Genomic DNA, 24480 nt, shown 5'->3' with positions numbered 1-24480 from the left:
TCCTATGTCTTGTAGCAGCAGTCGATGGCTGTCCGCCACTCCAGCGGCCCACGACAAGACAAGATCACCATCGTACTGAGACAAGCCGTCGAACCGCTAGCTCGCGTCGGTGTCGGGACCGTCTCGGTTCAGCCTCCGGAGTTCATCATGTCGGCCCCCGCAGGCACCGTGCAGTCGTCGGGGTCGTCGAGCCAGCCCTCCGGCAGGGTGACCGACGCCGCCGACCCCTGCCGGCCCCGCGGCCCAGTTGCGGCGTCCGGAAACGGGATGTCGCGGTCGAGGCGGTCGAGCAGGGTGTCCAGCTCGGCCAGGGTCTTGACCAGCGCCAACGCCCGCCGGATGTCGGCACCCGCAGGGAAGCCGTGCAGATACCAAGCGACGTGCTTGCGGATATCGCGCATGCCCTTGTCTTCGCCGAAGTGGTCGGCCAGCAGCTCGCCGTGGCGGCGGATGATGTCGGTGACTTCGCCGAGCGTCGGCGGGGCCGGCGTCGGCGAACCGGTGAAGGCCGCCGACAGCTCCGCGAACAGCCAGGGACGGCCCAGGCAGCCGCGGCCGATGACGACTCCGTCACACCCGGTCGACGCCATCATCGCCAGGGCGTCGTTGGCCTCGAAGATGTCGCCGTTGCCGAGCACCGGGATCGTCGTCACGGCCTCCTTGAGGCGGGCGATTTCGTCCCAGTCCGCGGTCCCCGAGTACCGCTGGGCGGCGGTGCGGGCGTGCAGCGCGACCGCCGCGGCGCCCTCCTGCGCGGCAATCCGGCCGGCATCGAGGTGGGTGCGGTGATCGTCGTCGATGCCGATCCGGAACTTCACGGTCACCGGCACGGAGCTGCCTTCAGTGGCGCGCACGGCGGCGGCCACGATCTGGCCGAACAGGCGACGCTTGTAGGGCAGAGCGGCTCCGCCGCCGCGACGGGTGACCTTGGGCACCGGGCAGCCGAAGTTCATGTCGATGTGGTCGGCCAGATCCTCGGTGACGATCATCCGGGCGGCCTCATACGTCGTCGCCGGATCCACGGTGTAGAGCTGCAACGAGCGCGGCGACTCCTGCGGAGCGAACGTCGTCATGTGCATGGTCACCGGGTGGCGTTCGACAAGTGCGCGTGCGGTGACCATCTCGCAGACGTAAAGGCCCGACACCGTTCCGGCCCGTGCCTCCTCCAGCTCGCGGCACAGGGTGCGGAACGCGACGTTGGTGACGCCGGCCATGGGCGCCAAGACAACCGGGCTGCGGAGGGCGAAAGGCCCGATCCGCAGCCCGGTGGCCGCTGGTGCGATGTCTACTATGTTGCCGCCCCTGCCAATGCCTTGGCGCTGCGCTTCTCGGCGAGACGCGCGTCCCGCTCGAGCTTGCGGGCCTTGGACTCTTCGAACTTGTCGGCGGCCTCTTCGATTTCCGTGATCAGGTTCGCGAGGTCGTCGCGCATTGCCGCGGCTTCGCCGGTGAAGTCGTCGCGCTCGAAGATGCGCCACTTCTTGAGCACCGGCATCACGACGTCGTCGAGGTGGATACGCAGGTCGTACACGCCACCCATGGCGATGATGACGGCCTTGCGCCGGAAGTCCGGCACGGTGTATCCGGGCATCTTGAAGTTGCGCAGCACCCGGTGCAGCGACTTCATCGCCTGGTTGGGGGCCACGTCGAAGCCGGCCTCACTGACGTCGCGGTAGAAGATCATGTGCAGGTTCTCGTCGTTGGAGATCCTGGCCAGCAGCTGCTCGGCGACGGGGTCGTTGCAGGCCTTGCCGGTGTTGCGGTGCGATACCCGGGTCGCCAGCTCCTGGAAGCTCACGTACATGACCGAGTCGAACAGGCTCTCGGCGAACAGATCGCCCTGCTGGTTCTGGCCCGGCGAGAAGCCACGGGTCATCTGCTCCATCCGCAGTTCTTCGAGCTCCACGGGATCGCAGTTGCGGGTGACCACCAGGTAGTCGCGGATCGAGATGCCGTGCCGGTTCTCCTCGGCGGTCCACCGGTTGACCCAGTAGCCCCACGGGCCGTCCATCGAGAAGTTCATCGCGATCTCGCGGTGATACGCGGGCAGATTGTCCTCGGTCAGGAGGTTCTGCACCATCGCCGTGCGCGCGATCTCGGAGAGCTTCGACTGCTCGGGATCCCAGTCCTGGCCGCCGAGGGCGTAGTAGTTCTTGCCGTCCGACCACGGGATGTAGTCGTGCGGGTTCCAGTCCTTCATCATCGTCATGTGGCGGTTTATGAGCTTCTCCGCCACCGGTTCCAGCTCATGCAGGAGATCGAGGTCGGTCAGGTCTTTCGACATGAGCCCTCCAGTTATCTGTTCCTAGTGGTTGCACTCAATATATCTGTGTATCTCGGTGACATTCAAGTTCCTCCTCTCGGCATGTTGATAACGGTCCATGGAACTCGTTCGCCGGACTGCAGACTTCCACGACCCGGCGTATTATTTGCGCACCAGTCATACCCAGCGTGTGGTACGCAAATGCACAGGAAATGCACATCCCGGAGGTCGCGATGAAGAACTGTTTGGTCCTCGGCGTTAGTGCGGCCGGTGCGGCGGTCGCATCGGTTGCGATGTTCGGTTCCGGCGTCGCGTCAGCAACCAACGAATACGCGGGCCAGACGTACGCCGATGCGGCGCAGGCGATCAGCGACGCCGGCCAGTCGGCGACCATCGCCACCCGCGTCGGGAGCTTCCTGCCGACCGACCAGTGCATGGTCACCGGATCACGCAGCGCGGACTTCCTCGACTCCAGCGGCACGAACCCCGGCAACCGTGTGTTGCTGTACCTGAACTGCAACAACACCTTCGCGACGGCCGGCGTGCCGGGCAACTCGATCGGCAGCCCCGAAGGACGCGCGGCTCGCGCCGACTATGAGGAGCAGCTCGCCAAGGCGCAGGCCGAAGCGCAGCAGAGCGAGTCGAGCGAACTTGATCAGACCGGCAACGTTCCGGGTGAGGCGGGTCAGGTCGCCGGCGGATAACTCGCCGTACGAGCGAGCAGCAGGTCGACGCAATAGTCGATGAACTGCTCCCTCGAGGCCGACAGCCGGCCGTCGAGGTAAGCGGTGAACAGCGCGGTCAGCGCGCCGATCAGCCCGGTGGCCATCATCTTCTGCAACACCGGATCGCTGATCGCCGTCAGCTTGCTCTGCAGCAGCTCGATGAAGCTGGGCATCCACTCGGCACCGGAGTGGATCAGCACGGCTTCGACCTGTGGCGCCAGCAGCAGCACCCGGCCTCGAACCGGATCGTCCACCATCAGGCTCACGAACTGTTCGACTGCCGCGCGCGGCGTCGCGGCCGATGTCAGTGCGGTCATGGCGCGAGTGCAGACGTCGTCGTAGACGGCTCGGACGAACTCGTCCCGGTCGGAGAAGCTTTCGTAGAAGTAGCGCTCGGTCAGGCCGGCATGGCGGCAGACCGCCCGCACCGTCAGCGCCGGGCCGCCGGGGCTGCCGAGCAGTGTGACGCCGGCGGCGATCAGTTCGTCGCGGCGCAACGCCTGCCGGTCCGGCAGTGGGACGCCGGACCAGCGGCCCCGTCGTTGACCCGGCGTCACATCGCTCCTAAGCTCTTGGTGACAACGCATGTAGTCAAAATGCCAGACTTCCTCGGGAAGGTCACCAGTTGAGTCAAGATACTTCCGAATCGTGCCCCGTCACCAGCGAGGGCGCGCAAGTGGCGTCCGGCTGCCCGGTGACCGACGGCGGATACGACAGCCCGCCGGCGGTGCTGGGCCCCGAGTCGCTGACGTGGAAATACTTCGGTGACTGGCGCGGACTACTCCAAGGGCCGTGGGCCGGCTCGATGCAGAACATGCATCCTCAACTCGGTGCCGCCGTCGAGCAGCACTCGATCTTCTTCATCGAGCGGCTGCCTCGGCTGTTGCGATCGCTCTACCCCATCGGGGGTGTGGTGTTCGACGGTGAACGGGCACCGGAGACCGGTGCGGAAGTGCGTGACTACCACATTCCGATCAAGGGCGTGGACTCCCAAGGGCGCCGCTACAGTGCGCTCAACCCGGACGTCTTCTATTGGGCCCACGCAACGTTTTTCATGGGCACGGTGCTGACCGCCGAGCATTTCGGTGACGGTCTGACCGAGGACGAGAAACGTCAACTGTTCGACGAGCACGTCACGTGGTACCGGATGTACGGCATGAGCATGCGGCCGGTGCCGGCAAGCTGGGAGGAATTCCAGGTCTACTGGGATCGCATGTGCCGCAACGTGCTCGAGAACAATTGGGCCACCCGCGAGGTTCTTGACCTGTCGACGATGCCCAAACATCCTTCGCTGCAATGGATTCCCGATTTTCTGTGGTCGGCGTACCTCAAGGTGCTCGGTCCGGTCGCGGTCTGGATCACCGTCGGGCTCTACGATCAGCCGGTCCGCGACCTGATGGGCTACACGTGGTCGAAGCGAGATGAGCGCCTGCACAGGCTGTTCGGCCGCGTGGTCAATCTGGCGTTCAAGGTCTTGCCCGAGCGTCGTCGGATGCACCCGCGTGCGCGTGCTGGGTGGGATCGCGCCACCGGCCGGATTCCCGCCGATGCCCCGCTGCTCCACACCCCGGCTCGCAATCTGCCGCCGAAAGGGGAGCGCCACAAGGGAATTCACTACCTGGGCGACACATGCCCGGCGAAGGATGTGGCGTCCTGACGTTCGTCGACGAGACCGGGAACCGAAAGCGAACGTCGGCTGTGGTCAGCTAGTCGGGTCCCGTGGTCCGGTGAAGCGTGCGGCGCACAGGGCTCGGGTGCTGAACAGACGCGAACGTCAATTGCTTTCGGCTGCAGCCAAACCCCAGCACATCACGGCATAGGACGCGGCAAAGGCGATGTCATCGATGTTCTCGTCATTGCCGCCCAGGCGCCGTACTTGGTCGGCGATCGCGTGGCGGATGACATCGGTCGACGTGAGCAGTGGGTGACTCATGTTAACTCCTGAGGCGCGCGTGAAACGGGACTGCCCCGTTCGCCGATGCGTTAACTGTGAGTTACCCGGTCCGGGCATTTTTCACACACCAGCCAACGCGCCGTTATCGAAGCTTTACTCCGCGCGACGCAGCACCGCGGGAATCGTCAGCGCCAAGATCTTGAGGTCGAGGGCGATCGAGAAGTTCTCGATGTAGTAGTTGTCCCACTCGGCGCGATCGGCGATCGACGTCTGCCCACGTAGGCCGTGTACCTGAGCCCAGCCGGTGACGCCGGCCCGAACGCGGTGACGCTCGCCGTATCGCTGGATCTGTGCCTCGAACAACTCGACGAACTCCGGCCGCTCCGGCCGGGGACCCACCAGGCTCATCTCGCCCTTAAGCACGTTGAGGAACTGCGGCAGCTCGTCGAGCGATGTGGCACGCAGAATTTTGCCGATCTTGGTACGGCGGTCGACACCTTCCACGCCTCCGGGCGCGGCACCGGTCTTGAGCTGGAACGCCGCATCGGCGGCGTCGGGTGCCCGCATGGTGCGGAATTTCAGACAGTCGAATACGCGTCCGTCGCGTCCAACCCGCGGCTGGCGGAAGAAGATCGGTCCCGGCGAGCTCAACTTCACGAGGAGCACCAGGGTGAGGAAGACCGGCGAGATAAACAGCAGCAGAAGGAAAGACATCACCCGGTCGAAGACGTGCTTGACGGTGAACTGCCAGCCGCGCGGGTTGGTGTGCGGCAGCGCCAGCAAGGGGGTACCGCCGACGTGCTCGATGCGGGCTCGCTCGCCGATCGTGTCGAACATGCGCGGCACGACCCAGACCCGCAGGCCGTTCTGGTGGGCGGCTCGGACCACGTGGGTCAGCACCTGATCTTGGGTCCGGGAGAACGCGATGACGACGTTCTGCGCTCTGGTCTCCCGAATCGCTTTGTCGATGTCCTCCGGCGGCCCCAGGTAGGGGATGTCGGGCCTCGGGTCGCCCGCCTGACCGAACCACGGTTCGGCGTCGATGATGCCAACCGGCCCGAGACCGTATTCCGGGAACTCCTCGAGGCGGTTGATGATGTGGCCGGCGACGCGGCCGTTGCCGACGATGAGGGTGGGCGCCACGAGGTGGTGGTGTCGCCGAAGGCTGCGCTGGATGATCACCCGGATCAATCGGCCGAACGGCATGAGGACCGCGGCGCAGAGCCAGATCTTCAGCACGGTCGACCCCGGTCGACCGGACTCATGGGTGAGCAGCATGCCGGCGAGCAGGAACATCGTCGAAATCGCGACAGTCGCTTCGATGGGCCCGATCTCGTCGAGGAACTCCCGGTTCAAGCGACGCCGATAGACGCCCCGTGCGCCGAGTGTGGCGATCACCACCGGGACGAACAGGATGGCCAACCACAGATCCGGGGGGTAGTCGTTGGTGGACATCGCCCACCACGCGCCCAGGGCGGTTGCGATCGACACCGATAGAACGTCGATGGCGACCGTGATGATGGTGCTCAACGGATCGGTGCGGACTCGCTCGGCAAAGGTTTTCTTGCGCGGGCCCGACGTACCGTTACGAGCCTGCGCGGCCGGCGGATTCTCGACGTGAAGGGTTCGTGTCGCCATGACCGCTCACTTCACCCACCGAACCACAGGCGGGACGCTACCCGATGTCGGTACCCGTCGAGTCACATATCCCCCCGTGTGGCGCTTTTTGGCAAAGATCACTTGTCGCCTGGCTCGGCGAGGAGTCGTTGGCGCGCGACGGCGGCGAGATCGTTGAGGATCTGGACCTGGCCGCTGGACCAGTGCCGCGGGCGAGTGTCCCACGTGCACAACGTTCCAGCGACATGACCGTTGCTGTCGATCAGCGGAATTCCGGCGTAGGCCAGTACCCCTTCCTTGACCGCTGGATGGTCCGCCAGTAGGGGATGCGCCCGGGTGTCGTCGACCACCAGCGGCTCGCGGCTGGCGACGGTGAATTTGCAGATCGACATCTCGATCGGCCGCACGCGCGGCAGCGACTCGTCGCTCGCGGTGCTCCCGGCCAGCACCTGCCGGTCGGGGTACACGATGGACACCGCTGCCATCGGGGTGCCCAGCGCCTCAGCGGTCAGGACCGCCACCCGATCCAGCGTCGCGCTGCGGTTGTCGTCGTGGTTGCCGAGCCGCTCCAGCGCTTCCAGGCGCTCGGGGTCCGACACGGCGTCGTCGACGATCGCGTCGACCGCGCTCTGCTCACCGGACAGTTGATCGACCACCGCTTGCACCGTCTGGTCGTGTTCGGGCCCGACCAGACGCGCGATCACATGCCGGCCGGTTTGGCGGTCGACGCCGGGGCGCGAACCGTGCCCAGCGCTGCCTGCGGGCTGCGGCGTCGCGTCACTCATGTCGTTCACGATAGGTCACCCCCGACGGCGACGGGCGATGTCAGAAAGGTCCGCATTCTCGCGAAAGACCCGTTCATCCCCCTGTCGTGCCCCCACCAGGGCTCGAACCTGGGACCTGCGGATTAAAAGTCCGTAGCTCTACCGACTGAGCTATAGGGGCGCGACGCACACAATACTGCCTTCGGTGATGCCACTCGGTTTTGGGATTGAGCCTGTGGTGCCCTAAGCTAACGACGCTCTAACGTGCAGTCGTTGTGAGTACCCCGAAGTGATTCGGTTCTGGCCCCCATCGTCTAGTGGCCTAGGACGCCGCCCTTTCACGGCGGTAGCACGGGTTCGAATCCCGTTGGGGGTACGCGTGACGACGGTATCGTCGGAAGCGAGATGTACGAGTAAGGCCCTGTGGCGCAGTTGGTTAGCGCGCCGCCCTGTCACGGCGGAGGTCGCGGGTTCGAGTCCCGTCAGGGTCGCCATGTATGTGGTGAGGCATTGGATTGACGCAGTGCCTTCCGGCCAGGTAGCTCAGTTGGTACGAGCGTCCGCCTGAAAAGCGGAAGGTCGCCGGTTCGATCCCGGCCCTGGCCACTCAGCTTCGTCAGCCCGTCCGTTTCTGGGCTCTTTCCCAGTATCGCTTCCGGAGGTCGCTCTACCGCGACTCTTGCCGTATCGCTTACAGTAGACGCGACATGAGCGGACCCGCGCGATCGTGCACAGGAGGCGGGATGTCGGAAGCAGCAGCGCAACGGGCGGTTGTCGTGGGCGGCTCGCTGGTGTCGATCACCTCGCTCAACGCCCGGCTCGCCGCGTCGGGCATGAGCGCCTATTGCTCGGCCAAAGCCGGACTGGCCAAGCTGACCCAGGTCGCCGCGCTCGAGAAGGGCCCGCGCGGCGTCCGGGTCAACGCCGTCTCACCGGGCTTCGTCCACACTCCGCTGACCGAACTGGTGACCATGGCCGACGGCGTTCCCGAGGATGTCGCCGAGGCGGTGCTGTTCCTCTGCTCGGACCAGGCCTCCTGGCTCACCGGCGAGGTTCTGGACCTCAACGGCGGTGCCCACCTCAAGCGCTATCCCGACGTGCTCGCCCACGTCGACCGGATGGCCTCGGCGTGACGCGGTTCGTCGGCAAGCAGGCGATCGTCACCGGCGCCGGCTCGGGAATCGGTGCGGCACTGTGCCGGGCGCTGGCCGATGCCGGAGCCGACGTGCTGTGCACCGACATCGACGGCGCCGCCGCCGAACGCACCGCCGCCTCGCTGAGCAAGCGGGGGACACCCGTGCAACTCGACGTCACCGACGCCGCCGCCGTCCAGCAGGCGGTCGATGGTGTCGTCGAGCATGCCGGCCGAATCGACCTGCTGTTCAACAACGCCGGCATCACCTGGGGCGGCGACACCGAACTGCTCACCCTGGATCAGTGGAACAGCATCATCGACGTGAACGTCCGCGGTGTCGTGCACGGGGTGCACGCGGCCTACCCGCAGATGGTCCGCCAGAAGGGCGGCCACATCATCAACACCGCATCGATGGCGGGTCTCGCCGCCGCCGGCCGGATCACCAGCTACGTGATGACAAAGCACGCCGTCGTCGGCCTGTCGCTGGCGCTGCGCACCGAAGCCCTCGGCCACGGGGTCGGAGTGCTGGCCATCTGCCCGACCGCGGTGGACACCCCGATTCTCGACAAAGGCTGGCTCGGCGACTTCAACGGCCGCGAGTTCTACCGGATGGGCCAGCGCAATGAGACTTTCTATAGCCCGGACCGGTTGGCCGCCGATACGCTGCGGGCCATCGAACGCAACAAGGCCCTCCTGGTCGCACCTCGTCAGGCCCGCGCGGCATGGCTTTTCGCGCGTCTGGCACCCGGCTTGCTCAACCGGATGGCTGTGCGCTTCGTCGACCGACAACGCTCCGATGGAAGGCAGCCCACACCATGAGCGCCGCGACCGCGATCCCTCGCTATCCCACCGATGTCACCAGCGACTGGCTGGCCGGCGTTCTGCGCAGTTCCGGTTCGGCGGCCGACGTCGCCACCGTCGAGGTGACGCCGGTGGGCACCGGGCAGACGGGCGCGACGTTCCGCGTCACGGCCACCTACGCCGAGAACCCGGACAACCTGCCGGGCAGCTTCATCCTGAAACTGCCCGCCAATGACGACGCCGTGCGGGACCGGGTGACGCTGGGCTACCGCAGCGAGTGTGCGTTCTATCAGTCCGTCGCCGAGCTGGTGACCATCCCGATCCCGCGGTGCTACCACGTCGAGATCGCCAATGACGGAGCCAGTTACGCCCTGTTGCTGGCCGATCAGGCCCCGGCCGTCCAGGGCGACCAGATCGCCGGCTGCGATCTGCCGCAGGCCCGCCTGGCGGTGCGCGCCCTGGCCGGTTTGCACGGACCGACCTGGTGTGACGAACGCTGGCAGACCTTCCCCGGCCTGGCGATGTCGGTTGTCGGGGAGGACGCCATCCGGGGGCTCGGTGACATCTCGAAAATGGCCGCCGGCATCACCATCGACAAACTCGGATCCAGGCTGAACGCGCAGGACGCCGAAACGTTGTTGGCGGCAATGGATCTGGTGACGCCGTGGCTGCTGAACGCGCCGGACCGGTTCGCTCTGCTGCACGGTGACTACCGGCTGGACAACCTGCTCTTCGATGGCGATCGGGTCAGCGTGGTCGACTGGCAGACCCTCGGTGTCGGGCTGGCGGGCCGCGACCTGGCGTACTTCACCGGAACCAGCCTGGAACCAGCGCTGCGCGCCAAGGCGGAGCGGGACCTCGTCGCGGAGTATCACCGGGCCCTGCTCGATACCGGGGTTGCCGACTACGACGCGGCCACCTGCTGGCACGACTACCTTCTGGGGATGATCCAGGTTCCGCTGATCTCCGCACTGGGTTGTGCGTTCGCGGTGGAAACCGAACGCGGCGACGACATGATGGCCGCGATGCTGCGCCGGGGATGCGCCGCCATCCGCGACCTGGGCACACTAGAGCTCGTAACAAGCTAGGAGTACACGTTGGGCGAATCCATGCCCCGCACCGCGATCATCGGCGCGGGGGTCAGCGGACTGACCTCGGGCAAAATGCTCAAGGACTATGGCGTGCCCTACACCACCTTCGAACTGTCCGACCGCATCGGCGGCAACTGGGCCTTCGCCAACCCCAACGGGTTGAGCAGCGCCTACCGGTCGCTGCACATCGACACCTCCAAACAACGGTTGTCGTTCCGGGACTTCCCCATTCCGGAACACTTCCCATCGTTCCCGCACCACAGCGACATCAAGACCTACCTCGATTCCTACGCCGAGACGTTCGGGCTGGAAGAGAACATCGAGTTCAACAACGGCGTCCAGCACGCCGGCCTGAACTCCGACGGCCGCTGGGAGATCACCGACCAGAAGGGTCAGACGCGGGAGTTCGACCTGCTGGTCGTCGGCAACGGCCACCACTGGGACGCCCGCTATCCGGACTTCCCCGGTGAATTCACCGGCGAGACAATCCATTCCCACCACTACATCGACCCGCAGACTCCGCTGAATCTGACCGGCAAACGAATCTTGGTGGTCGGCATCGGCAACAGCGCTGCCGACATCACCGTCGAGCTGTCGTCTCGGACCCTGCAGAACACGGTGACGCTGTCGACCCGTTCGAGTGCCTGGATCGTGCCCAAGTACATCGCCGGGCGCCCTGGTGACAGCGTGTGGCAGACATCGCCGTACATCCCGTTGTCCTGGCAGCGCAAGGCCGTTCAGCTGCTGGCGCCCGCGATGGGCATCAACCCTGAGTTGTACGGCCTGCCCGCGCCCAACCACAAGCTGTTCGAGGCGCATCCCACGCAATCGGTGGAACTCCCGCTGCGGCTGGGGTCCGGTGACGTCATCCCGAAGCCCAACGTGAGCCGCCTCGACGGGGACACCGTCCACTTCGACGACGGCACCAGCGGTGTGTTCGACGTGATCGTCTACGCCACCGGTTACAACATCACGTTCCCGTTCTTCGATCCTGAGTTCATCAACGCACCGGACAACGCCATCCGGCTGTACAAGCGAATGTTCAAGCCAGGCATGGACAATCTGGTGTTCATCGGCTTCGCCCAGGCGGTGCCGACGTTGTTTCCGTTCATCGAGTGCCAGGCGAAGCTGCTGGCCGCCTACGCGGTGGGGCGCTATGCGCTGCCACCGGCCGCCGAGATGGAACGCGTGATCGACGCCGATCAGAAGCTCTACGTGGGGCATTGCACCGACCGCCCGCGGCACACCCAGCAGGTCGACTACTTCCACTACGACCACGACATCCGCACCAGGGAACTACCTGCGGGCATGAAGCGTGCCGAACTGGCGCGTCGCCGACGGGTTGCCGTATGAGCCGGGCCGACGTCACATTCGATTCGTCCGGGGTGCGCTGCAGCGCATGGCATTTCCCCGGCCAGGGTGACTCTTTCGCCGGCCCGGCCGGGCGCCCGGTGGTGGTCATGGGCCATGGCTTCGGGGGAACGAAGGACTCCGGACTGGAGCCGTTCGCCGAGCGGATCAGCGCGGCAGGCGTGGACGTGCTGGCCTTCGACTACCGGGGCTTCGGTGCATCGGACGGCGAACCGCGGCAGACGGTTTCGGTGGCCGGACAGATCGCCGACTTCGAGGCCGCGATCACCGCGGCCAAGCGGCTGCCCGGTGTCGACGCGGGCCGCATTGTGCTGTGGGGATCCTCGATGTCCGGTGGCCATGTGATCCGGGTGGCCGCCGACCACACCGACGTCGCGGGCGTGATCGCGATGACGCCCCTGACCAGCGGCGTGGCCGTCAGTCGTGCGGCCGTCGAACACCGCGATGTCGGGCAGGCATTGAAATGGACGGCGGTGGGCCTCAAAAGCCGGGTCGATGTGGCGCGCGGTCGCCGCCCGACGTTGATGCCCCTGGTCGGCCGTCCCGGTGAGCCGGGAGCGCTGGCCCTGGACGGCGCCTACGAGAGCTATACCGCGATGGCCGGACCGACCTGGCGCAACGAGGTCGACTCCGCGGTAGGCCTGCAGATCGCGTCGATCCGAACGGCGGACGCCGCCAAGCGGTTACGGTGCCCGCTGCTGGTTCAGGTCGCCGATTTCGACCGCTACGTGCCTGCCGAATCGGTGGTCAAGACCGCGGTGCTGGGCCGCGGACAGGTACATCACTATCCCTGCGATCATTTCGACGTGTGGCCCGGTCACGACTGGTTCGAGAAGGCCGCCGGCGACCAGGTGGCCTTCCTGACCCGTACCCTCAGTACTTCGTCGAGCCCTGATCGACTGAAATCGCCTCAGCGGTAATAAGTTTTGCCTCGTCGCTGGCCAGGAAGCAGACCGTGTCGGCGATGTCCTCGGGCTCGGCGATGTAGATCGGCAGGAACGGCAGCATCATGTTCTGCAGCGCCGGGTTGGTCTCCATCGCCTTGCCCAGTTCCGCCACCATGTCGCCGGTGCCCATGTCGGTGTTGACCGGTCCCGGATGAACGCTGTTGACCCTGATGTTGTGCTTGCCGAGCTCGGCGGCGAATGCCCTGGCCATCCCGGTGACAGCGTGCTTGCTGGCGGTGTAGTGCACCATGAACGGCTGCAGCTTGATCCCGGCCGCCGAGCTGATCAGGATGATCGACCCGCCGCGACCGCCCTCGACGATTGCCGGCGCACCGGCCATCACGGTGTTCCAGGTACCAGTCACGTTGACGTCCATGACATCCCGGAAGGCCTCCGGGGTGATGTCGTCCCACGCCGCCGGCGAGGTGATGCCCGCGTTGGCGACGATGATGTCGAGGCGGCCCAACGTGGCCACGCCGTCTCGCACCACGTCCTTGAGCCCATCGAGGTCGCGGGTGTCCGCCACCGCCGACAGGATGCGCTGTCCGGTTGCTTCGACCAGACGCACGGTCTCGGCCAGGTCCTCCGGCGTGGCCGGGTTGTACGGAACGCAGTCCGGCAGCTTGCCTGCGATGTCGACGGCGATGATGTCGGCACCCTCGCGGGCCATCTTCACCGCGTGGGCCCGGCCCTGGCCGCGGGCGGCGCCGGTGATGAATGCGACCTTGCCGCTGAGCTTTCCCGTCATTGCTTGCGCTGCGCTTCCTTGACCAGTCCGCCGCCCACGATGAGGCGCTGAATCTCGCTGGTGCCCTCGTACAGCCGTAACAGCCGGACCTCGCGGTAGATCCGCTCGACGGGCACACCGCGCATGTACCCGGCGCCGCCGTGTACCTGGACCGCGAGATCGGCGACGTTGCCGGCCATCTCGGTGCAGAACAGCTTGGCTACCGACGGCGCAATCCTGCGGTCTTCGTCGTCGATCCACTTGCGTGCCGCGTCGCGTACCAGTGCACGTCCGGCCATCACCCCGGTCTGCTGATCGGCCAGCATCGCTTGCACCAGTTGGAAACTGCCGATCGGCGTGCCGCCCTGGGTCGCCGTGGCCGCGTAGCTGACGGACTCGTCGAGTGCGCGCTGGGCGGAACCGACTGCCAGCGCCGCGATGTGGATGCGGCCGCGGGCCAGCGAGGTCATCGCCGCGCGGTAACCGATGTCCTCACTACCGCCGATCAGGGTGTCGTCACCCACCCGCACGTCGGTGAAGTTCACATCGGAGGTCCAGGCACCCTCCTGGCCCATCTTGGCGTCCTTCACCCCGATCTCAACGCCCGGCGTCTCGGCGGGCACCAGGAAGACTGCGATCCCGGCGCAGTTCTCGTCGGCAGGCCGGGTCCGGGCGAACACGATGAACAGGTTCGCCACCGGGGCGTTGGTGATGTACTGCTTGCGGCCGTTGATCACCCAATCCCCGCCGTCCCGAACGGCTTTCGTCTTCAGTCCGGACGGGTTGGAACCGGCACCCGGCTCGGTCAGCGCGAACGACGCGACCACGTCGCCGGAGGCGATCGGCTCCAGCCAGCGCGACTTCTGCTCGTCGGTGCCGAACCCGACGAGGACCTGCCCGGCGATGCCGTTGTTGGTGCCGAACATCGACCGCAGGGCCAGGCTGGTGTACCCCAGTTCCATGGCCAGCTCCACATCCTGGGCGATGTTCAGGCCGAGGCCACCCCATTCCTGCGGGATGGCGTAGCCGAAGAGGCCCATCGCTTTTGCCTGGTCGCGCAGGTCGTCGGGCACCTTGTCCTCGGCGAGGATCTCGGCTTCGCGCGGAACCACGGCGGTTCGCACGAACTGGCGGGTCTGCGCCAGGATCTCGCGGAAGTCGTCGTCGCTGACGTCGGTCGTCGGGCCGGTCATCAGGCTCCTTGGGTCGGGGGCGCTGCCAGGCGCGATCATATATGAAATATGATGTTGGGAATTCGGGGGTCCGTTCGAGGAACTTAGGAGTTCACATGTCGCTGCTGGCCGGCCAGACCGCGGTCATCACCGGTGGAGCGCAGGGCCTCGGCTTTGCGATCGCGGAGCAGTTCATCGCCGAGGGCGCCCGCGTCATACTCGGTGACCTCAATCGCGAGGCCACCGAGGAGGCGGTCACCAAGCTCGGTGGCGCCGACGTCGCCCGTGCGGTGCAGTGCAATGTCACCGCGTACGCCGACGTCGACGCACTCGTCGATTCGGCCATCGAGCAGTTCGGCCGCTTCGACATCATGGTGAACAACGCCGGCATCACTCGCGACGCCACGCTGCGCAAGATGACCGAGGACGAGTTCGATCAGGTGATCTCGGTGCATCTGAAGGGCACCTGGAACGGGCTGAAGAAGGCGTCGACGGTGATGCGCGAGCAGAAGAGCGGCGCGATCGTGAACATGTCGTCGATCTCCGGCAAGGTCGGCATGATCGGGCAGACCAACTACTCGGCGGCCAAGGCCGGCATTGTCGGCATGACCAAGGCGGCCTCCAAGGAACTGGCCCATCTCGGGGTACGGGTCAACGCCATCCAGCCCGGATTGATCCGGTCGGCGATGACCGAGGCCATGCCGCAACGCATTTGGGATTCCAAGGTGGCCGAGGTGCCGATGGGCCGTGCGGGTGAGCCCTCCGAGGTCGCCAAGGTGGCGCTGTTCCTGGCGTCTGACCTGTCGTCGTACATGACCGGAACGGTCCTCGAGGTCACGGGCGGACGGCACCTCTGATGCCCAGAACCGCCGTGATCTGTGAGCCGGTCCGCACGCCAATCGGCCGCTACGGCGGCATGTTCGCCGCGCTGACTGCCGTTGATCTCGGCGTGGCTGCGCTCAACGGTCTGCTGCAGCGCACCGGGATCGCACCAGAGGCCGTCGAGGACGTGATCCTCGGCCACTGTTATCCGAACAGCGAGGCGCCGGCGATCGGCCGCGTCGTCGCGCTCGACGCGGGCCTGCCGGTCACCGTGCCCGGTATGCAGGTGGACCGGCGCTGCGGCTCCGGTCTGCAGGCCGTCATCCAGGCGTGCCTGCAGGTCGCCTCGGGGGACAACGATCTCGTCGTCGCCGGCGGCGCGGAGAGCATGAGCAACGTCGCCTTCTACTCGACCGACATGCGCTGGGGCGGCGCCCGGACCGGGGTGCGGGTGCACGACGGTCTGGCCCGCGGGCGCACGACGGCCGGTGGCAAGCACCACCCGGTGCCGGGCGGCATGCTCGAGACCGCCGAGAACCTGCGCCGCGAGTACCGCATCTCCCGCCAGGAGCAGGACGAGCTGGCGGTGGCGTCCCATCAGCGGGCGGTCGCCGCGCAGAAGGATGGCATCCTGGCCGAGGAGATCATTCCCGTCACGGTCACCAGCCGCCTCGGCGACGATGTGATCGACACCGACGAGCATCCGCGTGCCGGCACTACTGTCGAATCGTTGAGCAAGCTCAAACCGGTTCTGCTGAAGCAGGATCCGGAGGCCACCGTCACCGCGGGCAACTCCAGCGGGCAGAACGACGCCGCGTCGATGTGCATCGTGACCACGCCGGAGAAGGCCGCCGAACTGGGCCTGACCCCGCTGGTGCGGCTGGTGTCGTGGGGGTCGGCGGGGGTGGGGCCGGAGGTGATGGGCATCGGACCGGTGCCGGCCACCGAGGTGGCCTTGGTCAAAGCCGGTCTGACGCTGGCCGACATCGACCTCATCGAACTCAACGAGGCTTTCGCCGCCCAGGCGTTGGCATGCATGAGGGCCTGGAACTTCACCGATACCGATCACGGGCGCACCAACGTCCACGGCTCGGGGATCTCGCTCGGGCATCCGGTGGGAGCCACCGGCGGCCGGATGCTGGCCACCCTGGCCCGCGAACTGCACCGGCGCGACGCGCGCTACGGCCTGGAAACGATGTGCATCGGCGGAGGCCAGGGCCTGGCCGCGGTGTTCGAAAGGGTGTACTGACATGACCCGTATTGCTCAGACCCTCGGCCTGACCGAGGTCCAGGCCGAGATCGTCTCCACGGTGCGGCAATTCGTCGACAAAGAGATCATTCCCAACGCCCAGGAGCTCGAGCACGCCGACACCTACCCGCAGGCCATCGTCGATCAGATGCGGGAGATGGGTCTGTTCGGACTGATGATCCCCGAGGAGTACGGCGGGCTGGGGGAGTCGCTGCTCACCTACGCGCTGTGCGTCGAGGAGCTGGCTCGCGGCTGGATGAGCGTCTCCGGGGTGATCAACACCCACTTCATCGTGGCCTACATGATCCGCCAGCACGGCACCGATGAGCAGAAGCAGCGCTTCCTGCCCAGGATGGCCACCGGCGAGATCCGCGGTGCGTTCTCGATGTCAGAGCCCGAGCTGGGTTCCGATGTCGCCGCGATCCGAACCAAGGCGAAGAACAACGGCGACGGCACGTACACCATCGACGGCCAGAAGATGTGGCTGACCAACGGCGGCAGCTCGACTCTGGTGGCGGCGCTGGTGCGCACCGACGAGGGAGCTGACAAGCCGCACCGTAACCTGACCGCGTTCCTGATCGAAAAGCCCTCCGGTTTCGGCGAAGTCGCACCGGGGCTCACGATCCCCGGCAAGCTCGACAAGCTCGGCTACAAGGGCATCGACACCACCGAGCTGATCTTCGACGGCTATCTCGCCAGCGCTGATGACGTTCTGGGCGCCAAGCCCGGGCAGGGCTTCTTCCAGATGATGGACGGTGTCGAGGTCGGCCGGGTCAACGTGTCGGCCAGGGCCTGCGGTGTCGGCATCCGCGCATTCGAGCTGGCCGTCCGATATGCCCAGCAGCGCAGCACGTTCGGCAAGCCGATCGCCGAGCATCAGGCCATCGCGTTCCAGCTGGCCGAGATGGCCACCAAAGTCGAGGCCGCGCATCTGATGATGGTCAACGCCGCGCGGCTGAAGGACTCCGGCGAGCGCAATGACGTCGCGGCCGGAATGGCCAAGTATCTCGCCAGCGAGTTCTGCGCGGAGGTCACCCAGCAGAGCTTCCGCATCCACGGCGGGTACGGATACTCCAAGGAGTACGAGATCGAGCGGCTGATGCGTGACGCACCGTTCCTGCTCATCGGCGAGGGCACCAGCGAAATCCAGAAGAACATCATCAGCAAGCGGCTGCTCGCCGACTACCGGATCTGACATGAGCGCACCGGATTTCGTGCCGCGCCCGCAGCTGGCGGAGGATGTCGCGCGCTTCGTCCGGACCCGGATCTTCAACGGCACCTACCCCGCCGGTGAGTACATCCGGCTGGATCAGTTGGCCGCCGAGCTCGGCATCAGCGTCACGCCGGTCCGGGAGGCCCTGTTCGAGCTGCGTGGTGAGGGTCTGCTGGATCAGCTGCCGCGGCGTGGCTTCGTCGTGCTGCCGTTCACCGACCGGGACATCACCGATGTCTCGAACCTGCAGGCCTACGTCGGCGGTGAACTGGCCGCGCGGGCCGCGGTGAACATCACCGACGACCAACTTGCGGTGTTGTCGTCGATTCACGACGAGCTGGTCGCCGCCTATGCTGCCGATGATTCCCGCGCGGTCCGGCTCAACCATGAATTCCATCGCGCCATCAACGTCGCGGCGCAGTCGCCCAAGCTCGCCCAGTTGATGTCTCAGATCACCCGGTACGCACCGGAATCGGTGTTCCCCACCATCGAGGGCTGGCCGGCGAAGTCGGTGGCCGACCACGAGCGCATCCTGGCCGCGCTCACATCTCATGACGAGGAGCGGGCCCGCGCCGCGATGTCGGACCACCTGGCGGCGGGAGCGGGACCGCTGATCGAGCACCTTGTCAAACAGGGTGTGGCGCAGCGGTTTCAGACGATGGAATAGCCCGGCGCGAGGGTACCGCGTCCGGTGAGGGAGCACAGCAGTTCCAGGCTGTCGCCACGGCGCTGGGCGACGGCGACAGAGAGGGCAAGGATGCTGTCGGCGACCTCGGGCGGGAGGGCCTCGGGCGCTCCGATGGCGCGCGCCAGATCGATGCTGTGCAACCCGAGTTCGAAGATCCGCGTCGGCAGATAGTCCGAAAGCCGCATACCCCCGGCGATGGATTGAATGACCCGATCCTCGGTGGCGAGTACGGCGGCTGCGCGATCCTGAAGTTCGCGCAGGGTGTCCAGTGGACGCTCACCCAGTGCCAGCCCGGCCTGGACGGCGCGTGCATCGATCTGCGAGGAGTCGGTGAGCAGCGGGGCGATCGCGAGGTAGTACTCGGCGGAGTCGGCGATGTCCAGCCGCTCGGCCGTTCGGTCCGAGTAGTCGATCAGGGTGGTGAAGGATCGGCCGATGTGTCCGACGAGCGTGCGCACCGACCACGTCCCGAGCGCGGGCGAATCCCACTGGTCGGGCCCGACCTGCTCGGCCACCGACACGGCGTGATCACCGGCCCGGCGGAACGTCTCGACATGTGCCTGCAGCGTCATGGACCTAGAAGTTACGCCTGTGCTCTCAGCAGCTCACGCAGGCGGCGCACATCGATCTTGCCGCTGGACATCAGGGGCAGCTGGTCGGGAGTCAGTGCCAGGACGCGTCGCGGGATCTTGTACGACGACAGTTCGGCCTTGAGGTTCAATCGCAACGCGTCGGCGTCGAACGCGCCGGCATCCGCGGTGACCACCGCCGCGGCGACGATCTGGCCGCGTCCCGGATCGGGGACACCGATCACGTGGGCGACCAGCCCACCGGTCGCGCGGGAAATCGCCTTCTCCACCTCGGCCGGAAACACATTGGCGCCGGCGGTTTTGATCATCGAACCGCGCCTGCCGAGGAAGTAGAAGAAGCCGTCGGCATCGGTGCGGACCAGATCGCCGGTGTGAAACCATCCGTCGGCGTCGAAGCACTCGTCGCGGCTGCGCTTGTAATAGCCCTCCATCAGATACCGGCCGCGGATCCACAGCTCCCCGTCGACGATCGTGGTTTCGAAACCGGGTGCGGGTTTACCAAACGACCCACGGCGATGTTCGGGCTGGTCGGTCTCGTCTCCGCTGAGCAACAGCACACTGCCGGCCTCGGTCAGGCCCAGCATGTTGTGCCGCAGCTCCGGATCGCGGGGCCGGACATCGGGAGCCATGATCGGATAAAGGTTGCCGCGCCGCATCGACGACAGATCTCGCCGCGCAAAGCTCTCATGACGCGCCAGATGCGCTATGCCGGCCGCGAATCCGTTGGTGATCGTGGGCCGCACCTCCTCGAGCAGATCGAGAACTTCGCCGGCGTCGGTGGCGTTGGAACACACCAGCGTCGCCCCCGCGATCATGGTCGCCAACAGGCCGAAGCCGAAACCACCGATCCAGAAGAACGGTGAGTTGCAGAACAGGATGTCCTGCGCGGTCAGACCGCGAATCTCGTTGAGGTTGCGCTGATGTCCCAGCAGCGCCTCGTGGGTGAGCACCACACCCTTCGCGGCTCCGGTGGATCCCGACGTGTAGACGATCACCAGTGGGTCGCGGCCGTCGCCGTCATCGTCGGAGGCTGCCGGCTCAGCCATCGCGGCGATGTCGTTGTTGAACACCACATGTCGCAGCCGCGGTGCGGTCACGTCCCGGAGCCGGGCGGCGTAGTCGTGACCGCGGAAAGAGCTTGCGGTGAGCAGGATCTCGGTGTCGCTGTGGACGAGCTGGGTTTCCAGCTCGGCACCGGTCGAGAAGGTCGAGATCGGTACCACGACGCAGCCGATGCGCGCCGCGGCGAGCGCCGCGACCACGAACTGCGTGCCGTTGGGATACAGCACCCCGACGTGGGTACCCTTGCGCGCGCCCAAGGCGATCAGTCCGCGGGCCAGCCGGGCGGAGCGTTCCTCGGCCTCGCGGTAGGTGAGCCGTTCGGCATCGCACACCAGCAGGCGATGGTCGCCGCGTGCGGCGGCCTGATGGCGCAGGAGCCGTCCTACGGTGTCAGTGGTCACGGCCGGTGAAGTGTTGCCGAACCGCACTCAGATCCGCCTTGCCGGACGGTGTACGCGGGATCGCCTCGACTATCGCAATTTCCGACGGGATTTCGTAGGGCGCCAGCCGGGTCCGCAGGTACTCGACCAGCTCGGCGTCGGTGACCGACTCGCCGTCGCGCAGCTCGACCATCGCGACCGGTGTCTCGCCGAGGCGTTCGTCGGCCCTGCCCACCACCGATGCGCCGAGCACGACGGGGTGAGCTTCCAGCGCCGCCCGCACGTCGTCGGGCAGCACTTTGAAGCCGCCTCGGATGATGGCCTGATCGGCTCGGCCCAGGATCCACAGGAACCCGTCGGTGTCGATGCGTGCCAGGTCGGTGGTGCGCACCCACGGGGCGTCGCGCCCGAGTTGGCCCGGCTTCACCTCCAACAGTCCGACCTCTCCCGTGCGGAGCGGCATCCCGTCGTCGGACACCACCCGCAGCTCGGCACCCAGGCTGGCCCGGCCTACGCTGCCGCGCTTGGACGTCCAATACTTCCGGTGATCGGCCAGCGTCCAGCCGGCGACGCCGCCACCGAATTCGGTTGCCGCATAGGACGTCAGCACCGGGACACCGAACTTTGCGGTAAAGGCATCGGCATCGTCGGCCGACAACGGTGCGGTGCCGGACGTGACAGCCCGGACCCCGGCGAGGTCGTCGGGCCCCAGGTCGGAGTGCAGCACCATCCGCAGCGCCGCGGGTACCAGCGACACCGCCTTGGGGGAGTAGCGGCGAACCGCCTCGGCCCAGGCGGCCAGCTCAAAGCGCGGCAGGAGCACGAACGGCCGTGCCGCGCAGGTACATTGCAGAACCCGATACACCCCGCCGATGTGCACCAGCGGCGCGTTGACGATCGCGACGCCGCCGGAGACCGCCGTCGGTGCGGTCGCTGTCGTGACGTCGGTGCCGATCACCGAGACCGCCAGCATGTCGTAGGTGAGGTCGACGCGTTTGGGCGGTCCGGTGGTGCCGCTGGTCAGCATCCGGACCGCCACCTGTCCCGAGCCGGGATCGGTGGGCGCTCCGGGCCGGATCCGCGGAGCGGCGTCGCCATTGCCGATCGACACCACCGTGGTGGTATCGGCCGGTTGTACCAGCAGCGTGATGTCGTCGTCGGTGCCGACGATCACCGGCAGGGTCAACGTGGCGATATCGGCCCTGATCCGCTCGTCGCCGCGCGACGGGTTGATGACGACGACGCAGCCGCCGGCCGCGAGCACCCCGAGCAGTGCGGCCACATGAGCGGGGCTGTTGCGCAGCAGGATTCCCACGTCGGTGCCGGGTCGCACGACCGAGGCGATTCGCCCACTCGCGTCCGCGAGCTGCCGCCAGGTGTACCAGTGGCCGTCGTATTCGATCGCGCGGGCCTCGGGGTCCAGCCCCAGGACGTCGCTGATCCGGCGGCTCAGCGCGTGCATTACCGCACCTTCGGAACGATCCGGGTCTTCTCCTGCTCGGCCAGCTCGGCCTGACCCAATGGATTGCCCAGCCGGGTGTAGATCAGGTTCTGCTCCATGGCCGCGCGATACGGCTTGTCCAGTGACTCCCAGATCGCCTTGACCGTCCCCTGGGTGGCCGACGGTGGCTTGGCGGCGATGGTGGCGGCGATCTCGTGGGCCCGCGACCAGAGATCGTCGGGCTTGACGACCTCTGACACCAGACCGATGCGCAGTGCGGTGTCGGCGCTGACCCGTTCGTCATTGCCCATCAGTGCGATTCGAAGTGACTCACCGAGCCCGATCTTGCGCATCAGGCCGATCGGCTCGAGCGCACACACCAGACCCGCGCTGACATGGGAGTCGAAGAATGTCGCGTCCTGCGAGCAGATCACCACATCGGACTCGTTGACGAAGTAGAACGCCCCCGCGGTGCACATGCCGTGCACCGCACACACGACGGGCTTCCACATCTTCTGCCACTTCGGGCTGAGCAGTTCGCCCGGGTCTTCGTGATTCCACACATTCTGCGGCTGGCCGTACGGAGTTTTGATGTCCAATCCCGCGCTGAAGGCCCGTTCGCCGGCAGCGCGCAGGACCACCGCGTTGATGGCGTTGTCGTTCTTCACGATTCGCCATGCGGCGGCGACTTCTTCGCACATGGTTCGGTTGAACGCGTTGAGCTGGTCTGGGCGGTTCAGGGTGATGGTGGCGACGTGATCGGTCCGGTCGAAGTCGAGCAGGATGGTCTCGAATGCGGCGGTCATCGGCATTGCCATTCAGGTGCGCGCTTCTCGACGAAGGCCTTGGGGCCTTCGAGAGAGTCTTCGGTGTGCAGATTGCGCTCCCGGAAGGCCTCGGCGAGCATCTCGGCCTCGTGCATCGGGATCTCCCGTCCCTTGATGATCGCCAAGCGGGTGCCGCGAACCGCCAACGGCGCGTTGCGGGTCACGATCTCGGCGATCTCGTGGGCCCGCTCGAGGAGCCGGTCATGTTCGACGATCTCGGTGATCAGTCCCAGCTCGTAGGCACGGGCAGCGTCCATGCGCTCATGCTTGCCCATCATCGCCATCCGTAACGCCACGGTACGGGGCAACACCCTGGCCAGCCGTACCATCTCGCGGCCCGCCACCAGACCGATCGACACGTGCGGGTCGAAGAATGTCGCTTGGTCCGAGGCGATCACGATGTCACCGGTGGTCACCCAGTCCAGGCCTGCGCCACAACAGATTCCGTTGATCGCCACGATCACCGGCTTGGCCATCCGCCGGAACGGCGGGGTTCCTTCCTGCGGCGCCTCCCACTGGTCGTAGGTGGACAGATAGGGCCGCTCGTCGATCACCTTGCCGTCTTCGGGAATCTCCTTGACGTCGGCTCCGGTACAGAACGCGCGCCCCGTGCCGGTGACGATCGACAACCAGACGTTGTCGTCGTTCTCCGCGCGGTCGTAGGCGCTGCGCAGTTCGGTGATCATGTGTGGGCTCAGCGCATTGAGCGCCTCGGGCCGGTTCAACGTGATCGTTGCCGTGTGGCCGGTGACCTCGTAGCCGATGGTGGCGTACGACTGTGCCGACATCAGTGCTTCCTCATCTCTCATCGCCCGGTGAAGCCGGGTGTGCGCTTCTCCCGAAAAGCCGCCAGACCTTCTTTGAAGTCCGATGTCCGGCAGGACAGTTCGAGGTTGAACAACTCCTGGGTCATGGCCTGGTTCAGGGTGGCGTGCTGGCTGTGGTTGATGGCCTGCTTGGCCAAACCGATCGCGACCGTCGGACCGGATGCCAGCCGGTCCAGCAGGGCGGAAACGGTGTCCTCGAGGTCGGACTCCTCGACGCTGCGGTGGATCAGGCCCCACTGCTCGGCCGTCGCAGCCTCGACCTTTTCGCCGAGCAGCAGCATCTCCTTGGCGCGGGCGACACCCACCAGCCGCGGCAACAGCCACGTCGCGCCCGAGTCCGGGCTGAAGCCGCGGGCCACAAACGGTTCCCAGAACACGGCATCGGCGGCCGCCACCGTGAAGTCCGCTGCCAGCGCCAGGTTGCAGCCCATGCCTGCGGCCCAGCCGCGCACCGTGCACACGACCGGCAGGTGCAGCGTGTGGATGAGTTCGATGGCGCGGTGCGCGGTATGCGGGATGCGGCGGACCAGATCGCCGGTGCGGGGGCGCTGCCCGCCGCTGTTGGAGCCGACCCAGTCCACTCCGGCGCAGAAGTCCGGCCCGGCCCCGCTCAGATGCACCGCCCGCAGCTCCTCGTCGCTGGCCGCGGCGACCAGTGCGTTGTTGAGCGAGTCGATCATGCTGGGGCTCAGGGAATTACGGCGACCAGGTCGATCGAGCAGGATGTGCAGCACCGCGCCATCGCGTGATGTCGTCACCACTCCGTCGGCCGATCGGGCCTCGTCACCCACCGAAAACTCCGCCCTTCGCCGACTTTACAGATAGCCCAACAGTAGTGCTATCTTGTACAAGATGGCAAGGATGGTGTGACGGG

The 24480-nt window shown here is 66.4% G+C and carries 24 protein-coding genes, 4 tRNA genes and 1 pseudogene; 14 read left to right on the top strand and 15 right to left on the bottom strand.

The window, feature by feature from the left end:
• Positions 1-128: 128 nt before the first annotated feature.
• Positions 129-1262 (bottom strand): tRNA dihydrouridine synthase DusB, encoded by a 1134-nt coding sequence (gene dusB, locus D3H54_RS24985; RefSeq protein ID WP_149383726.1) that lies wholly within the window; start codon positions 1260-1262, stop codon positions 129-131.
• 26 nt (positions 1263-1288) lie between these two features.
• On the bottom strand, positions 1289-2284 hold the full coding sequence (locus D3H54_RS24980; protein ID WP_149382151.1) for an acyl-ACP desaturase: 996 nt from the start codon (positions 2282-2284) through the stop codon (positions 1289-1291).
• Between the two features lie 212 nt (positions 2285-2496).
• Here D3H54_RS24980 and D3H54_RS24975 point away from each other — a divergent pair, with 212 nt between their 5' ends.
• Positions 2497-2967, top strand: coding sequence for a hypothetical protein (locus tag D3H54_RS24975; protein WP_149382149.1), 471 nt, complete (start codon positions 2497-2499; stop codon positions 2965-2967).
• On the opposite strand, the gene D3H54_RS24970 is transcribed toward D3H54_RS24975, so the two are convergent.
• Entirely contained in the window at positions 2949-3545 is a 597-nt protein-coding gene (locus D3H54_RS24970; RefSeq protein WP_149382147.1) for a TetR/AcrR family transcriptional regulator, read from the bottom strand. The two genes, D3H54_RS24975 and D3H54_RS24970, sit on opposite strands and share 19 nt — an antisense overlap.
• A gap of 68 nt (positions 3546-3613) precedes the next feature.
• Between D3H54_RS24970 and D3H54_RS24965 the strand changes: the two genes are divergently transcribed.
• A complete protein-coding gene (locus D3H54_RS24965) occupies positions 3614-4645 on the top strand; it encodes an oxygenase MpaB family protein (protein ID WP_149382144.1) in 1032 nt (343 codons plus the stop codon).
• Positions 4646-4762: 117 nt separating this feature from the next.
• On the opposite strand, the gene D3H54_RS31335 is transcribed toward D3H54_RS24965, so the two are convergent.
• The 4 genes from D3H54_RS31335 to D3H54_RS24950 all read right to left on the bottom strand — a co-directional run bounded on the left by D3H54_RS31335 (position 4763) and on the right by D3H54_RS24950 (position 7444).
• Complete coding sequence (locus tag D3H54_RS31335; protein ID WP_165760831.1) at positions 4763-4921, bottom strand: hypothetical protein; 159 nt, start codon at positions 4919-4921, stop codon at positions 4763-4765.
• A gap of 114 nt (positions 4922-5035) precedes the next feature.
• Positions 5036-6520: a sugar transferase gene (locus D3H54_RS24960; RefSeq protein ID WP_149382142.1), complete on the bottom strand. Its 1485-nt coding sequence runs from the start codon at positions 6518-6520 to the stop codon at positions 5036-5038.
• A gap of 98 nt (positions 6521-6618) precedes the next feature.
• Positions 6619-7284, bottom strand: a complete 666-nt coding sequence (locus tag D3H54_RS24955) for a GAF domain-containing protein (protein ID WP_149382139.1) — start codon at positions 7282-7284, stop codon at positions 6619-6621.
• 87 nt (positions 7285-7371) lie between these two features.
• A tRNA-Lys gene (locus D3H54_RS24950) sits at positions 7372-7444 on the bottom strand.
• Positions 7445-7566: 122 nt separating this feature from the next.
• Between D3H54_RS24950 and D3H54_RS24945 the strand changes: the two genes are divergently transcribed.
• The 8 genes and pseudogenes from D3H54_RS24945 to D3H54_RS24910 all read left to right on the top strand — a co-directional run bounded on the left by D3H54_RS24945 (position 7567) and on the right by D3H54_RS24910 (position 12581).
• Positions 7567-7639: transfer RNA gene (locus D3H54_RS24945), tRNA-Glu, on the top strand.
• 41 nt (positions 7640-7680) lie between these two features.
• Positions 7681-7757, top strand: a tRNA-Asp gene (locus D3H54_RS24940).
• A gap of 38 nt (positions 7758-7795) precedes the next feature.
• Positions 7796-7869: transfer RNA gene (locus D3H54_RS24935), tRNA-Phe, on the top strand.
• Positions 7870-8036: 167 nt separating this feature from the next.
• Positions 8037-8396: pseudogene (locus D3H54_RS24930) on the top strand (SDR family NAD(P)-dependent oxidoreductase); the annotation flags it as partial.
• Entirely contained in the window at positions 8393-9217 is an 825-nt protein-coding gene (locus D3H54_RS24925; protein ID WP_149382137.1) for an SDR family NAD(P)-dependent oxidoreductase, read from the top strand. The pseudogene D3H54_RS24930 and the gene D3H54_RS24925, both read left to right, overlap by 4 nt.
• The gene (locus D3H54_RS24920) at positions 9214-10287 is read left to right on the top strand and encodes a phosphotransferase family protein (protein WP_149382135.1); all 1074 of its coding nucleotides are present in this window, start codon (positions 9214-9216) and stop codon (positions 10285-10287) included. The genes D3H54_RS24925 and D3H54_RS24920 overlap by 4 nt, the downstream gene beginning before the upstream one ends.
• Before the next feature lie 21 nt (positions 10288-10308).
• Positions 10309-11643, top strand: a complete 1335-nt coding sequence (locus tag D3H54_RS24915; RefSeq protein ID WP_432246619.1) for a flavin-containing monooxygenase — start codon at positions 10309-10311, stop codon at positions 11641-11643.
• Complete coding sequence (locus tag D3H54_RS24910; protein ID WP_149382131.1) at positions 11640-12581, top strand: alpha/beta hydrolase; 942 nt, start codon at positions 11640-11642, stop codon at positions 12579-12581. The genes D3H54_RS24915 and D3H54_RS24910 overlap by 4 nt, the downstream gene beginning before the upstream one ends.
• Here D3H54_RS24910 and D3H54_RS24905 read toward each other — a convergent pair.
• The gene (locus tag D3H54_RS24905; protein ID WP_149382129.1) at positions 12535-13356 is read right to left on the bottom strand and encodes a mycofactocin-coupled SDR family oxidoreductase; all 822 of its coding nucleotides are present in this window, start codon (positions 13354-13356) and stop codon (positions 12535-12537) included. The genes D3H54_RS24910 and D3H54_RS24905 overlap by 47 nt on opposite strands.
• Positions 13353-14528, bottom strand: coding sequence for an acyl-CoA dehydrogenase family protein (locus D3H54_RS24900; protein WP_149382127.1), 1176 nt, complete (start codon positions 14526-14528; stop codon positions 13353-13355). The genes D3H54_RS24905 and D3H54_RS24900 overlap by 4 nt, the downstream gene beginning before the upstream one ends.
• Before the next feature lie 95 nt (positions 14529-14623).
• Between D3H54_RS24900 and fabG the strand changes: the two genes are divergently transcribed.
• The 4 genes from fabG to D3H54_RS24880 are packed head-to-tail and all read left to right on the top strand — an operon-like array spanning position 14624 to position 18458.
• Positions 14624-15364, top strand: a complete 741-nt coding sequence (gene fabG, locus D3H54_RS24895) for a 3-oxoacyl-ACP reductase FabG (protein ID WP_149382125.1) — start codon at positions 14624-14626, stop codon at positions 15362-15364.
• Positions 15364-16578 carry an acetyl-CoA C-acetyltransferase gene (locus D3H54_RS24890; protein WP_168214967.1) on the top strand — a complete coding sequence of 405 codons (1215 nt, stop codon included), beginning with the start codon at positions 15364-15366 and terminating at the stop codon, positions 16576-16578. Before fabG ends, D3H54_RS24890 begins: the two co-directional genes overlap by 1 nt.
• A gap of 1 nt (position 16579) precedes the next feature.
• Entirely contained in the window at positions 16580-17773 is a 1194-nt protein-coding gene (locus tag D3H54_RS24885; RefSeq protein WP_149382121.1) for an acyl-CoA dehydrogenase family protein, read from the top strand.
• 1 nt (position 17774) lies between these two features.
• The gene (locus D3H54_RS24880; protein WP_149382119.1) at positions 17775-18458 is read left to right on the top strand and encodes a GntR family transcriptional regulator; all 684 of its coding nucleotides are present in this window, start codon (positions 17775-17777) and stop codon (positions 18456-18458) included.
• Here the strand turns inward: D3H54_RS24880 and D3H54_RS24875 are convergent.
• Genes D3H54_RS24875 through D3H54_RS24850 form a run of 6 tightly spaced genes read right to left on the bottom strand, consistent with a single transcriptional unit; the run spans position 18443 to position 24397 of the window.
• Entirely contained in the window at positions 18443-19051 is a 609-nt protein-coding gene (locus D3H54_RS24875) for a maleylpyruvate isomerase N-terminal domain-containing protein (protein ID WP_149382117.1), read from the bottom strand. The two genes, D3H54_RS24880 and D3H54_RS24875, sit on opposite strands and share 16 nt — an antisense overlap.
• An 11-nt stretch (positions 19052-19062) precedes the next feature.
• Entirely contained in the window at positions 19063-20532 is a 1470-nt protein-coding gene (locus tag D3H54_RS24870; RefSeq protein WP_149382115.1) for a class I adenylate-forming enzyme family protein, read from the bottom strand.
• The gene (locus D3H54_RS24865; protein ID WP_149382113.1) at positions 20522-21973 is read right to left on the bottom strand and encodes a class I adenylate-forming enzyme family protein; all 1452 of its coding nucleotides are present in this window, start codon (positions 21971-21973) and stop codon (positions 20522-20524) included. Before D3H54_RS24865 ends, D3H54_RS24870 begins: the two co-directional genes overlap by 11 nt.
• The gene (locus D3H54_RS24860; protein WP_149383725.1) at positions 21973-22764 is read right to left on the bottom strand and encodes an enoyl-CoA hydratase/isomerase family protein; all 792 of its coding nucleotides are present in this window, start codon (positions 22762-22764) and stop codon (positions 21973-21975) included. Before D3H54_RS24860 ends, D3H54_RS24865 begins: the two co-directional genes overlap by 1 nt.
• On the bottom strand, positions 22755-23567 hold the full coding sequence (locus tag D3H54_RS24855) for an enoyl-CoA hydratase/isomerase family protein (protein WP_149382111.1): 813 nt from the start codon (positions 23565-23567) through the stop codon (positions 22755-22757). Before D3H54_RS24855 ends, D3H54_RS24860 begins: the two co-directional genes overlap by 10 nt.
• Before the next feature lie 17 nt (positions 23568-23584).
• Positions 23585-24397, bottom strand: coding sequence for an enoyl-CoA hydratase/isomerase family protein (locus D3H54_RS24850; RefSeq protein ID WP_149382109.1), 813 nt, complete (start codon positions 24395-24397; stop codon positions 23585-23587).
• Positions 24398-24480 lie beyond the last annotated feature (83 nt).

Source organism: Mycobacterium sp. ELW1, assembly GCF_008329905.1.
Taxonomy (GTDB): Bacteria; Actinomycetota; Actinomycetes; order Mycobacteriales; family Mycobacteriaceae; genus Mycobacterium.
The sequence above is the reverse complement of the archived record's forward strand: the minus strand, read 5'-3'. Positions and strand labels throughout refer to the sequence as shown.